Source organism: Ruegeria sp. (assembly GCF_028066395.1).
Classification (GTDB): Bacteria; Pseudomonadota; Alphaproteobacteria; order Rhodobacterales; family Rhodobacteraceae; genus Ruegeria.
Genome location: NZ_JALCBM010000005.1, coordinates 110,022 through 123,356, shown reverse-complemented (window position 1 = coordinate 123,356; position 13,335 = coordinate 110,022). Strand labels below are relative to the sequence as shown.

At 55.7% G+C, this 13,335-nt stretch carries 11 protein-coding genes and 1 pseudogene; 7 read left to right on the top strand and 5 right to left on the bottom strand.

The window, feature by feature from the left end:
- Positions 1 to 47 precede the first annotated feature (47 nt).
- Both MPJ51_RS03320 and MPJ51_RS03315 read right to left on the bottom strand, forming a co-directional pair.
- Positions 48 to 1,076 (bottom strand): hypothetical protein, encoded by a 1,029-nt coding sequence (locus MPJ51_RS03320; protein WP_298381707.1) that lies wholly within the window; start codon positions 1,074 to 1,076, stop codon positions 48 to 50.
- A 1,003-nt stretch (positions 1,077 to 2,079) separates the two neighbouring features.
- A pseudogene (locus tag MPJ51_RS03315) lies at positions 2,080 to 2,469 on the bottom strand (integrase core domain-containing protein); the annotation flags it as partial.
- A gap of 186 nt (positions 2,470 to 2,655) precedes the next feature.
- Between MPJ51_RS03315 and MPJ51_RS03310 the strand changes: the two are divergent.
- From MPJ51_RS03310 to MPJ51_RS03290, 5 genes are all read left to right on the top strand, one after another.
- Positions 2,656 to 4,059, top strand: a complete 1,404-nt coding sequence (locus MPJ51_RS03310) for an APC family permease (RefSeq protein ID WP_298381704.1) — start codon at positions 2,656 to 2,658, stop codon at positions 4,057 to 4,059.
- A gap of 70 nt (positions 4,060 to 4,129) precedes the next feature.
- Positions 4,130 to 5,359, top strand: a complete 1,230-nt coding sequence (locus MPJ51_RS03305) for a methylaspartate ammonia-lyase (RefSeq protein WP_298381700.1) — start codon at positions 4,130 to 4,132, stop codon at positions 5,357 to 5,359.
- 478 nt (positions 5,360 to 5,837) lie between these two features.
- Positions 5,838 to 7,238, top strand: a complete 1,401-nt coding sequence (locus tag MPJ51_RS03300) for a DUF4856 domain-containing protein (protein WP_298381698.1) — start codon at positions 5,838 to 5,840, stop codon at positions 7,236 to 7,238.
- 65 nt (positions 7,239 to 7,303) lie between these two features.
- On the top strand, positions 7,304 to 8,308 hold the full coding sequence (locus tag MPJ51_RS03295) for a sterol desaturase family protein (protein ID WP_298381694.1): 1,005 nt from the start codon (positions 7,304 to 7,306) through the stop codon (positions 8,306 to 8,308).
- A gap of 121 nt (positions 8,309 to 8,429) precedes the next feature.
- A complete protein-coding gene (locus MPJ51_RS03290) occupies positions 8,430 to 8,684 on the top strand; it encodes a DUF1289 domain-containing protein (protein ID WP_298381692.1) in 255 nt (84 codons plus the stop codon).
- A gap of 1 nt (position 8,685) precedes the next feature.
- Here the strand turns inward: MPJ51_RS03290 and MPJ51_RS03285 are convergent, their stop codons facing one another.
- The 3 genes from MPJ51_RS03285 to MPJ51_RS03275 form a co-directional block, all read right to left on the bottom strand.
- Positions 8,686 to 9,156, bottom strand: coding sequence for a DNA starvation/stationary phase protection protein (locus tag MPJ51_RS03285; RefSeq protein WP_298381689.1), 471 nt, complete (start codon positions 9,154 to 9,156; stop codon positions 8,686 to 8,688).
- A 110-nt stretch (positions 9,157 to 9,266) separates the two neighbouring features.
- Positions 9,267 to 9,698: a hypothetical protein gene (locus tag MPJ51_RS03280; RefSeq protein ID WP_298381686.1), complete on the bottom strand. Its 432-nt coding sequence runs from the start codon at positions 9,696 to 9,698 to the stop codon at positions 9,267 to 9,269.
- A 451-nt stretch (positions 9,699 to 10,149) separates the two neighbouring features.
- On the bottom strand, positions 10,150 to 11,673 hold the full coding sequence (locus MPJ51_RS03275) for an altronate dehydratase family protein (RefSeq protein ID WP_298381683.1): 1,524 nt from the start codon (positions 11,671 to 11,673) through the stop codon (positions 10,150 to 10,152).
- Between the two features lie 112 nt (positions 11,674 to 11,785).
- Between MPJ51_RS03275 and MPJ51_RS03270 the strand changes: the two genes are divergently transcribed.
- Both MPJ51_RS03270 and MPJ51_RS03265 read left to right on the top strand, forming a co-directional pair.
- Entirely contained in the window at positions 11,786 to 12,523 is a 738-nt protein-coding gene (locus MPJ51_RS03270) for a GntR family transcriptional regulator (protein ID WP_298381680.1), read from the top strand.
- 47 nt (positions 12,524 to 12,570) lie between these two features.
- Entirely contained in the window at positions 12,571 to 13,323 is a 753-nt protein-coding gene (locus tag MPJ51_RS03265; protein ID WP_298381676.1) for an SDR family oxidoreductase, read from the top strand.
- Positions 13,324 to 13,335: the final 12 nt, after the last annotated feature.

Below are 13,335 nucleotides of genomic sequence, written 5' to 3'. Positions count from 1 at the left end.
GCCGGTCATACACTAACAATCAAATTGGACCACTCAAGTGGGGCTGATCAGGTGTACACAGCGTCGCGCGAATGGCGCGACCGCATGGCGGTCTTTATGATCCGTCCTGCTTCCATATGGCCCTCGATGCCAAGCTCGCCGACTGGACGGCGGTCACGGCAGCCCGGATTGTAGGTGTACGGCACGGTGTTTTTGCTGGCCGAAGGATAGATCATGCCTTTGCATCTTGCGCGGCGCTCATCCTGGCGCGTCTTTGCTATCGGGCTCAAGAAGGTCTCCCACGACGACACAGAGTCCCCTGTCCAGGACTCGCTGACGATAGGGGCAGGCATTGCGTTGATCTTTGCCATCAAGGCATCGAAATCGTAGCCGGATTTTCCATCGACGCCGACATAGAGGTCACAGTTGTATGGGCTATACATGCCGGGCCACGCGCTCTTCTCAATGCGCCACCCGGTACGTTCGGACCAGTCCGCACGTGCATGGGTATCAGGCACATTGCCATAGGGTTCATCGACTAGAATGAACTGGCCGTGCTCATGGTCGACCCAAGATGTTGCGTGATCTGTGTTTGGCAGTTTGTCTTCGTCCAAGACTTTTGGGTACGTGCTTCGGTTTCGATAGGGTCTAAGGCCCGTGTATTCCATGAAGCGCAGCGATCGTTCTGCCGTGCAAAGCCGACCCCTTGCATAGTCCTGGCTTGGAGCGATCTCGTCACAAACAAAATGGTCACTGGCGACCATTCTGAGGTTTCCAAAGCCGCGGACATATTTCAGGCCGCTTTTGTCGCAGAGGTCGAGGATGGGATTGGAGAGTTCAATTCGCAGAGTTTCTCGGCCACATTGATGGCCGCGGTCCTTGTCGCTCCAGTAGATCGTCAGAAGCACGTAGGGTGCGTCGTGCTTCGCGCCTCGCATCGGGAGTATCTTTTGGGCGTGGTGAAAGTTTTCGCAGTTGGCAGATTGCGCAGCCATGTCCAGCGCATCAGAATGTTTGATGCCCTTGGTCTTTTTCAGGTCTTTTGCAAGCCGTTTGACCCCAGTGAGGGTGGTGGGTCGGATATCTTCGATCAACATTGCTATCTCCGGGCCTGAGATAAAACGCCACTCGCCAGACGTCCCTCAAGCCGGAAAGTGAGCTATTGAAGAAGTTGAGTTTTTGATGAGCAGTGCTGCCTGCAGCTTCGAAACGGCGAGTGCCATGCTCCTGCTAAGAGCATCTGCAGAATAGGATACCGTTCTCAGATCTGCAAGCTGCCGGTTGAGCAGAGGCTGGCAGTCCGGAATCAAGAGTTTGAGGAGGGTGCATAAGAACTTCAGAAAGCGTTCATGGCGGAGTTGCGAGAAGCCCACCTTGGAATGGCAAACTCCACGTCCGACCCCAGCGTCGCTAGAAGATGGGAGGACGCATTCCAACGCGCCAATCTCCAAAGCGGCCCATATGTATGTACCGACTGCTGTTCGCAAATGATTTCTTCGCATGTTCTCGGAAGTCGCTCATATGTATCCGGCCTACTGATCGACACACGGGTCGTGGCCTTGTTGGGGTTACGCACGCGCCGTAATTTCATTACCGGCAAGGTCTATGGTGACCGAATGGGCCGTCAGATTCTGGGGGCGTAATTGTTCCGTTCCATGCTTTCTGTCAGTCGCGAACTCCTTTGGACTGCCTCAGGGTTTTAAACCCCGATGGCAACCTCGTCTCTATGGGCGTCAGCCAAATAGTTCCCAACAATTGAACGGCTGCATTGCAGTTGGCTTGTCAAGAATGGCGGATCGTTATCCTGAGCTGGGTCACAAAGGCAATATATATTGGCGGTGAAGGCAAGTTAGCAAAAGTAACTAATAGAATTGTCTATATCTACAATGGGTTAGCCTTTCCGGAAAGGCAGAATATCTCTGCATTTTACACAAGGCACCCGAGGGTGCTTTTGTTTCTTTCGGCAGAGTGACCGCGACGGTAACCGCAACGTTTCGTGGCTGATTGTGCTTGGCTCCTTCGCAGCAGACAACCACCAACTACCGCAACGCCTCCTCATATCTTCCACTCTATGATCCCTGCGGCGTTCTTAAGCGCATCTCCGAGTGCCGAGAGTGATCTTTGGGTGTTGTAGTCCTCCTGCCATTCTTCCAGCGCTGAACTGGCTTCTGCCAATGAGGCGAAGAGCGTTTTGTTCAAGCATTCGTCTCGAAGCTTACCGTTAAAGCTTTCAACGAAGGCGCTCTGTTGTGGTTTGCCAGGCACGATGTAGTGCCAGTCGATCATGTTGTCCTGCGCCCAGCGCAGTATGGCCACGCTGGTGAACTCGGTGCCACCGTCTGAAACGATGGTGTTCGGTACGCCTTTCTCTGCCATCAGTCGGTTCAACTCCCTCGTGACGCGGAGACCCGATAGCGATGTATCTGCGACCAGCGCCAGGTTCTTTCGCGTGTGATCATCCACCACGGCCACGATACGGAACTTGCGCCCACCTTCGGCGCCGAAAAATGATAAGTCTCGTATACCTCTTTGGAGGTATATACCCCTTATTGGGGGCAATATATAATAAACCACCCTAAAATGAGGGGTATCATTAGCTAGCGAACAGAACTCGCACGGTTTGTTTTCACCATGTGCGACAGGCGCTCTGATTGAAGCCAAACAAAGGAACAGGGAATGACCTCAGATGTACAACAGACAGGCACCTTGAAAAGGACGCTTGGATTTTCTCAGCTACTCGCAGTCGGCGTGGGCCTTGTGGTGTCGCAAGGTGTCATGGTGCTTATGCTGCAAGGGGCCGGTATCGGCGGCTTTGGCTTTTTCACAACCATGGGACTGGCCTATCTGCTGGCCCTCTTTTATGTGTTCTCGTTTGCCGAACTTTCGCTTTTGTTCAAAAGCCCCGGTACGCTGAGTACCTATACCGAGGCCGCAATCGGCAACTTTCCGGCCATCGTGGCGGTGTTTGCGGGCTATCTTGTGGTGGCGATGTTCGCACTTTCAGCGGAACTCGTACTGATCGAGCTGATGTTGAAAGAGGTCATCGGCATCGAATTGCCGCCCATGGTTCTGGCCATCGGATTGCTGGCCATATTCACGCTGCTGAACATACGCGGCGTGGACATCTTTGCCACCATGCAATCGGCGCTGTCCTTTATCATGATTGCCGCGATTTCACTGATCGGTCTGGCGTCGATCTATGGCGTTGCCCTGCCCCGGCCTGAAAGCCAGCTGGTTCTGAAGGTGGTCTTTGCCGATTCCAATGTTCTGGCCCTTCTGGCGCTGGCCATCTGGGGTTTCGTCGGGCTGGAATTCGTCTGCCCGCTTGTGTCTGAAACCAAAGACCCCGAGCGTAACATTCCGCGTTCGATGATCATCGGCGCAACCGTCATTCTGGCGATGTATGTGGTCTATTGCCTGGGAGCCCTGCTTTACGTCCCGCAAGAGACGCTGGCCGGGTCGGCACTGCCGCATTACGAATATGTCGGCGCCGTGTTTGGTGAAACCGGTCTGGTGTTCCTGACACTGGCGGCATTCACCGCGACCTGTTCGACCGTGAACACATCGCTCGCCGCGGTTCCGCGTATGCTGTTCGGGATGGCCAAAAACGGACAGACCTTTTCCGCCTTTGGCAAGCTGCACCCCAAATACAACACGCCCTGGGTTGCCATCGTCTTTGTGGCCGTTGTCACCGGTGGTCCGATCTTTGTCTACGGCGTCAACGCGGATGCGATCATCCTGCTGCTGGTTGGTGCGGCGATTGCCTGGCTGCTGGCCTATATCATCGTCCATATCGACGTGATCGTTCTGCGCCGCCGCTATCCTGACCGGGATCGTCCGTTCAAAACACCGCTGTATCCGTTGCCGCAGATTCTGGGCATTATCGGGATGGCCTATGCGATCTGGAATGCCTCCCCCGCACCAGAGCTGACCAAACAGGTGTTCAGCATCGCCGGGGGCGTCTTGCTGGCCGGTGCGCTGTTTGCGGCCTATTGGGTGAAAGTGGTGATGAAAAAGGGTCTGTTCACGCCCGAGCCGATCGACCATCTGATCGAGCGCGACAGCAACAATCAGGTCTGATCACCAACACGCTTTCAGGGGCCCGAAGATCGGGCCCCTGTTTCGTCCAGATACCCCGGAGCATTTTGAAATGAAGATCACCAAGGTAACTTTCGCCGAAGGCCGCGCAGGGTTTTACAACGAAGATCTGCTCAGCATTAAAAAGGGCGCGCAGCCCAACGGGCTGGTTTACAGCGATCCTCCGATCACACCGGGATTTGAAACCATCGTGCAACCCGGACGGTGCATATCGGTGATGCTGACGCTCGAAGATGGCTCGGTCGGGTTTGGCGATTGCATGGATGTGATTTTCTCGGGTCAGGCCGGGCGTGATCCGCTGTTCAAGCCCGAAGAGCACATGCCATTTCTGGAAAACACGCTCCCCAAGGTTCTTATTGGCAAGGCCGTGGACAAGTTCCGCCCGCTGGCTGAAGAAATCGACAAGATGACCCATGACGGCCGCCGCGTTCACACCGCGTTGCGCTATGGTATCACACAGGCGATCCTGCACGCGACCGCTCTGGCCAACAGGACCACAATTGCTGAGGTTGTGGCCGCCGAATACAATACCAAGCTGGTCGCCAAGCCGATCCCGATCCTGGCGAATTGCGAACCGTTTGATCATCTGGCCATCGACAAGGCGATTGTCAAAAAGGCCGATCTTCTGCCACACGGGGCTTTTCCGCAGGTCGTGCGCGATCTGGGCCTGCGCGGTGAAAAGCTTAAGGAATATACCCGCAAGCTGGTGGCCCGTATCCACGAGATCGGCGCACAGGGTTATAAGCCCGCGATTCACTATGATCTCTACGGCAGCGCGGCCGAGCTGTTCGACAATGACCCGGACCGGATGGTCGACTATTTTGCCGAATTGGAACAGACAGCCGCCCCTTACGATCTATACATTGAATCGCCAGCGGTGATGCGTGACCGGGCCGAACAGATCGAAATGTTCAGCGCGCTCAGCGAACGCATCCGGGCCAAGGGTCTGCGCGTACGGTTGATAGCGGATGAATGGTGCAACACGCTGGACGACATCAAGGCCTTTGCAAAGGCCAAGGCTGCCGATTTCGTACAGGTCAAAACTCCGGATCTGGGTGGCGTCAACAACACCATCGAGGCTCTGATCTATGCCCGCCAGAATGACGTGGGTGCCTGTCTTGGCGGGTCTGCTAATGAAACGGATCAGTCCACGCGGATCACCACGCAAATCGGCCTGGCCTGCGATCCGTCGTTCATGCTGTCAAAGCCGGGCTTTGGCTGTGACGAGTCATTGATGATCCTGACCAATGAAATGACGCGGACCCTTGCCTTGGTGAAATGATGCGCCAACGGTTGATTGAGAAGCTCAACTGTTCCGGTTGGCAATCAGCATCTATTGTTTTCAACAGATGCTGATTGCATTTGCCACCCTGGGGATCAGGACCCATTGATTTGAGGGGTGCCACCCAGATCTCGGATTACATCACAGAGATAGAGAAAGGCGTGGTGGTCGAGTTCGGCACTGCCGGTGAGATCCTTCAACAGCCCCAAACACGACTAGCTGCCGGACGCCACGCCTGCCGGGGTTGGCGTTCGCTGCGCCTGAGCGTGAAAGAAGCCATTCGAATCGCAGAAAACATCGAACGGGCCTGAACCAAAAGTATCACATTGAAATTAAATGGCTTTAACAAGGCCCGCCCGGTACTGAATATGGCGGTTCAACCGCGATAGGTCTTGACTCCAGCACTCATAAGGTGACTAAAAGAATCAGGTTTTAATATCCGATACTTTTAGTCGGTTATGAATGAAAGGGAGCTCCCATGCTCAAGCCCAAACTGAAACTCACCTCGGCGCTGGTCGTGGCCGCATTTGTCGGCGGAACAGCTTTTGCGGATCAGGCCTACGGCCCATTTCCGGTCACCGTGAAAGGCTATGAAGGGGACAAGACCAACTCGGTGTCCTACTCCGGCCAGATCGCGCGTCACGTGCTGCATGACAGCCTGAAAAAGGCGGCAGCCAAAGGTGATGGCGGCAACAACGCAGCCGAAGTCGAGGCCCTGATGCTGGCCTATTTCAACGGCTCGGAAGAAGATCTGGCGATCATCGCTCCGGTGTCGAAGGACGGCTTCCCGGTCAAGCAATCGACCGTGAATGAGATTTCCAAGGGCAAGAACATCTCGGGCAAGTTCTACAAAGGCGCGATGACCGCGTGGCCCGGCAACCAGTCGGGTGTGGATGTCGCACTGCAGATGATCAAACTGGCCGCTGCATCCGAGCAGGGCTATGACCCGGTGAACGGCATGGACTGGGGTCAGTTGATCTCGAAATTCACGCTGGGTGCGATGGCTTACAATCAGGCGGTCGACAACTATCTGGACGAGAAGCTGGACGCCGACAACAAGCCCAATGACCAGCCCTATTCCGAAGGCGCGCATTATACCGGTAAGGAACATTCCTGGGATGAGGCGTTCGGTTACTTCGGCGCGGCAGCCCATTCGGTCAGCCTGTCGCCCGAGCAGAACTATGCCGTGTCCAAGCAGAAGGATCTGGCAGCAGCGGATGCCAATGGCGATGGCGTCATCGACCTGAAGACCGAGTTTGTCTTTGGCCCGGCCTATTACGCCGCAGGTGCTGACAAAGGTGGCAACAAGAACACCCAGTACATGACCACCATCTTCAACGCCTTCCGCGACGGTCGTGCGCTGATCGCGTCGGCCAATGGCGAGGCGCTGACCGATGAGCAGCGGGCGCAGTTGAAGAACTATGCCGATATCATCGAAACCAACTGGGAAAAAACGCTGGCCGAAGCCACGTTCAAATATGCCGGTTCAGTTTACAAAGATATCGACAAGATCAAATCGGGTGAGGACACCGACAAGGCCCTGCGCAACTACGCCAAGCACTGGGGTGAGCTGAAGGGCTTCTCGATGGCGCTGCAATCGGGCAAGAACAACCTCGGCGCTGCCGCGATTGACATGAACTGGCTGATCGGCTTTGGCCCGGCGATGCCTGATGGCAAGATGGTGTCCGACATCGATGCGGACGGCAATTTTGTCCGTGGTCGCGAGATGACGCTGGACGATTATCAGGTCAACATGCTGAAAGTTCAGAAACTGCTGATCGACACGTTCGGCATCGAATCCCGCGCCAATGACGCGACGGCTGATCTGGCGGCTCTGGCCGAGAAACTGGGCGAGAACGCCTCGGCCGAAAACGACTAAGGGTCTTGTGACCCCGACCCGACGGTGCATTTCGCATCGTCGGGTACTTAGCCGAAAGGCAAAATGTGGAAATTTTCGAGTACATTGCCAACGTCTTTGCGGATGTTTCCAACCCGAAGAAGCGGATTTTCTTCGGCTATCTCCTCCTGACAATTCTGATTGCGCTGGTCTGGCTGGTCGCGGTGCGCCGATCCTCGTTCAAACGGGCGTTGGGGCAGGTCTTCGACCGCAAGATCCTGTTTTCGCCGTCTGCGCGGGCGGATTACAAGATTTTCGTGATCAACCGTGTGTTCACGATGTTCATCTCACCGCTACTGCTATCGCAGCTGGCGATTGCCACTGCATTGTACTACGCGCTGCATGACATCGATTTCCTGCAGCGCGGGGTGTTTTCGGACACACCCAAAGGTGTCATTGTTGCGCTGTTCACGGTGACGATCTTCATCGTCGATGATTTCACCAAATACCTGCTGCATCGCTGGATGCACCGCTGGCCCCTGCTGTGGGCGATCCACAAGACCCACCATTCGGCCGAGACGCTGACCCCGATCACCGTCTACCGCACCCATCCTCTGGAAGGGTTGCTGTACGGCATGCGCGGTGCCGTTGCACAGGGAACGGTAATGGCCACATTCCTGTTCTTTTTCGGCAACGCAGTGGACCTATACACGGTGTTGGGCGTCAACGTGATGTCCTTTGTGTTCCATGTCACGGGGTCGAACCTGCGGCATTCCCATATCTCGATCCGCTATTGGCCGTGGCTGGAACATATCCTGATTTCCCCGGCGCAACATCAGGTGCACCATTCCATCGCGCGCCAGCATCACGACAAGAATTTTGGCGTGGCTTTTGCGGTTTGGGATTGGCTGTTCGGTTCACTTTACCTGTCCGAACGCGATACCGATCTGAAATTCGGCCTGCCCCCGTCCGAGGCCCATTCCTCGCGTCTGCTGGACATCTACCTGCGCCCGTTTTCCGACATGGCGCGCGTTGTGCGACGCCGGTACCATCGGATTTTCCGACCAAAACCGGTTCAGGCAAGCTCTGATAAAACACCGGTCACCCGATAGGGTATTCTGTCGGAACAAAGACACCTTCCGCGGGTCTTGGCGCCCTCGACAATGGGTATTATCTGGGTCAAGACAGAGCCTTAGTCCAGCCACGCACCGATTGCTTCAGCGAGCCCCTTTCATGAGCAAGAAGACCCCCTCTCCCTGTATCGACGTCTGCAAATTTCGCCGCGAGGGACATTGCATCGGCTGTTCGATGACGAAAAGTCAGAAGAAGCTGTACAAATCGATCAAACGCCCAGATCAGCAAGAGGCGTTTATCCAACTGCTGATCTGCCAGCAGGAAAAAATGGGCCGGTACACCCATTGGGGACCGGCCTATCTGAAGAAGCTGAAGAAAAAGAAAGCCAAGGTGAATATCACCCTGGCCGACTGATTCAGCGCAGATGTGCGCGCAGGAACCAGGCGAATTTTTCATGCGTCTGGCCCCGGCTGATGCACAGGTCCTCGGTCAGGGTGTCACCATGCCCGGCGGCCAGCTCACCGGCACCCGCCAGGGTTGAAGCCAGGGTTTCCTGCGCGTCCAGCATGATCTTGATCATCTCTTTGTCGGTCGCGTCGCCCTCATGCTCGTTGATCTTTGACCGCTTGAGCATACCTGCCAGCGTTCCTTCGGCATGAGCATCCAGCGCCTTGACCCGCTCGGCCAGATCGTCCTGCGCGACAAAGTGGTCTTCGTAGATCTTCTGGAACAGGTCATGCAGCGGGCCAAAAGCCATGCCGGTGACGTTCCAGTGAAAGTTCTGCGCCAGCATCGTCGTCACTGCGGTTTCCGCAACAGACTGGTTCAGAGCGTCGGCAATGGCCGCGCGCGAATCTGTGGTCAGGTCGATGGCTGTCTGGGTCATGATAATCCCTTAAATCCTGTAGGTGGCCTTACTGCTTTGAGATAAAAAACAGTGTTGTCACCTCAATTTAGAGGATCGCCGGGAAATTCCAAGAGTTTTTTAGAATAATTCTAAATCTTATGGAATTGCTCGGAAATCGAGCGGATCAGAAAGGCCAGATTTCTTTGGGTCCAGCGCGGCACACGGGACTGAATCAAAAACCGGAAACTGTCATCATCCTGCCGCTCGGCCGCTTCGAACAGACGGCCCAGCCACGCTTCGTCAAAGGACAGCTCGGTTGTTCCTGGACGATAAAACACCGGCCGTTTGGACACCGCTTGCCGAAACCCGCGCATCAGTGTTTCAGCATGGCGCATATGTGCGTCTGCCGGATCGGCCAGCAGAAGCGCGCAGGCCTGATCCAGATCAACCCGCGCCGCAGACCGGCATTGCAGTGCAACCAGACGTAGATGGTTGATGATCCGCACAGACCGCTCTGCCATCTGCGCTGACGGCGGGGCGCAAGGTTCGTCCAGCCGTTTGAAATCGATTGCCTGCATCATGATGTGGGATTACTCCGTTCTTCAATAGCCGACAATAGTACTAAGGATTTATCGCGACAAGCCGTGATCCCGATTTTTTGATAAGGTTAAGACACTTGTTTACACTTGGAGGCCAGCGGGCAGAGTGGTGAAGAACACCTTCCACCATGGCATCCCGAGGGGTCTCACAGGCTTGTTCCTCTTCGATCACCCGTTCGGCAGTAGCCGAGGCATGAATGACCCCGCCTCCTGTAAGGAAGCGGTGATGGCGATCAATGACGCTGAACGGTTCGTGAATATCCTTGGAAAAAACCTGAAGGATCTGCGTTCCGATTTCGGGTTGTTGAAGAACTCTTCCGGTTCGTTCTGCTCTGCGACTGACCCGCATCCATACCCCCCTATGAGAAAGAACCGAGAGCCACAGTGCTTGATTTCAATCCCGGCAACCGCCTTGTCCGAGGCCGAACAGGTTTCACATTACGGCGCCGATTTGCCACGGCACGAATTCGACACCCCCAAATCCCAATTCTTCGCTTTTTGTTTTCTCACCAGAGGCCACGCGGATCAGGATTTCGAACAATTCTTGTCCTTTGGCTTCGATGCTAACACCGTTGGTGACAATATCACCGCAATTCAGATCCATATCATCCGCCATTCGGGCAAACATCTCAGAATTCGTCGCCAGTTTGATGCAGGGCGTCGGCTGATAGCCAGAGACCGATCCACGGCCGGTGGTGAAAACGATCAGATTGGCTCCGGAGGCAACCTGTCCGGTTACGGAACAGGGATCAAACCCCGGGCTATCCATGAATACAAAGCCTTTTTTGTCGATGATCTGACCGAACAAGTAGACATCGGTCAGCGGCGCCGTGCCGCCCTTGGCGACCGCGCCCAGAGACTTTTCAAGGATCGTCGTCAGCCCGCCACGCTTGTTGCCGGGGCTGGGGTTGTTGTCCATCTCACCGGCATTCCTTGCGGTATAATCCTCCCACCACAGGATGCGCTCGATAAGCTTGCGGCCGACATCTTCGGTTTCGGCCCGACGCGTCAAAAGATGCTCAGCCCCGTAAATCTCTGAGGTTTCGGACAAGATGGTTGTCCCACCGCTGCGCACCAGCAAATCGGACGCATAGCCAAGCGCCGGATTGGCGGTGATGCCGGAATACCCGTCCGACCCCCCGCATTGCATCCCAACGGTGATTTCACTGATTGGCTGAAGCGAGCGTTCCGCACCATTGGCCAGTTCAGCGATGCCGCGCAATTCCTCAAGGCCGCGTTCGATGGTGCGCCGTGTCCCGCCCTCATTCTGGATGGTCATGTAGCGCAATGCGCCATCGGCTCGGATAGGCCGCCCGCCCACAAGATCGCTGACCTGCATAACCTCGCAGCCCAGACCAATCAGCAGAATACCCCCGAAATTGGGGTGCTGTGCATAGCCTGCCAATGTCCGGAACAACGTCGCATAGCCTTCGTCCTTCCCCGACATGCCACAGCCCGTCCCGTGGACGATGGGGACAATGCCGTCAACATTGGGGAACGCATTCAGCAACCCGTCCTTTTCAGCGGCCTCTGCAATAAATCGCGCGACAGACCCTGAGCAATTCACAGAGGTCAGAATGCCGATATAGTTCCGGGTGCCGACCTTGCCGTCGGCGCGTTTGAAGCCACGAAAACTCCTGCCTTCAGTGATAGGTTCCAACGGCCTATTGGCAGTGGCGTGGGCATAGTCCTGCTGATGCGCACCCATTCCAAGGTTATGTGTGTGAACATGTTCGCCCAGTGCGATGTCGGATTTTGCCTGCCCGATGATCTGGCCATAGCGAATGACGTTCTGACCCGATTTAATATGTTCCACGGCGATTTTGTGGCCCCGCTGAACGCCCGACACCAATTTGGTGTCCAGCCCCGCAACCCTCTGCCCTGCCCCCAAATCCCGCAAGGCAATCATAACATTGTCGGCGGCATGGAGCTGGATGACGTACCCTTTATCGTCCATGGATGTCTGCATCTCACGCATTTTTGCATCTGTCGCTGTTCATAGACCCATGATTGCTAGGCATTCACTTCTCGCTTGTCAACTAACATGTTAGAATGATAAGTAGCGCCACATGAACAAAGACCAAGATATCAACCCCCGGGTTCTGAACCACATTTCCGCATCCGAGGGCGCGCTGTCTCAGCAGGTTTACCTGTCGATCAAAAACGCGATCCTTGGTATGGAGTTTCGTCCCGGGCAGAACCTGCGAAAGGCGTTGATCTGCGATCAGCTGGGCGTATCGCGCGCGCCCGTGGCCGAGGCGATCACGCGTCTGGCGTCCGAAGGGTTGGTTGATGTTGTCCCGCAATCGGGCACACGCATTTCATACTTTTCGATGCCCGAGATTCAGGAAGGCGTCTTTCTGCGCGAAGCGCTGGAGCTTGCGGTCGTTAGGAAAGTCACGCGGCATCTGACGGAAGACCAAGGCAGAATCCTCAACCGGAGCATGCGCCTGCAGACATTGCTGGTCGAAGACGATGACATTTCAGGCTTCTATGAAGCGGATGAGGCGTTTCACGAACTCCTGATGAGTTTCACCGGATTTGACCGTGTAGCGGATGTGGCGCAAACCGTGTCGCTGCAGGTCAGCCGTGCGCGCAGGCTGTTGCTGCCAACGCCCGGGCGGATTGTCGAATCGCTGGAAGAACATCGCGCAATTGTTGATGCGATCCTGGCCCGGAACGAACAGGACGCCCAGGACGCGATGCGTCGTCATCTGGGCCAGCTGATGCCCAGGATCGAATTGCTGCACGAACGCATGCCGGAACTGTTCAATCGCGCCACTTCGGAAGGCCGCGAGATCGCATGAATGTTTCTGCTGTCAAGTTGCTTTCAGAAAATCATTAAGGGGGATACATGACGACGCAAACAAATGGCCGCCTATCCGGTAAAACCATCTTCATCACAGCGGCGGGTCAGGGCATTGGTCGCGCCACGGCCGAGTTGTTCGCAAGAGAGGGTGCTCGGGTCATTGCCAGTGACATCAGCGATGACAAATTAAAGACGCTGTCCAAGTTGGACGGGATCAGCGTCTTGAAACTTGATGTCACCGACAGCGCAGCCGTAGAGGCTGCGGTCGCCACGTTGCCGGCCTTGGACGTCTTGTTCAACTGCGCCGGGTATGTGGCAAACGGCACGATCCTCGACTGTCCTGAAGAAGACTGGGACTTCAGCTTTGATCTTAATGTCAAAGCCATGTACCGCCTGATCCGCCTGACCCTGCCCGATATGCTTGCAAAGGGGGGCGGGTCCATCATCAACATGTCATCGGTGGCCTCCTCGCTCAAAGGGGTGCCGAACCGCTTTGTCTATTGCGCGTCAAAGGCCGCGGTTATTGGCATGACCAAAGCCATCGCCGCAGATTTTGTCACCCAGGGCATCCGGTGCAACGCGATCTGTCCCGGCACGGTGGACAGCCCAAGCCTGCACGACCGACTGCGCGCCACAGGGGATTACGAACAAGCAATGAGTGACTTCATCGCGCGCCAGCCAATGGGCCGGATCGGCGCAGCGGATGAGATTGCCGAACTCGCGCTTTACCTCGCCAGTGACGCCGCCGCATTCACCACTGGCCAGGCGCTTGCCGTCGATGGCGGCTGGACGATCTAGGAAAAAGGGAAA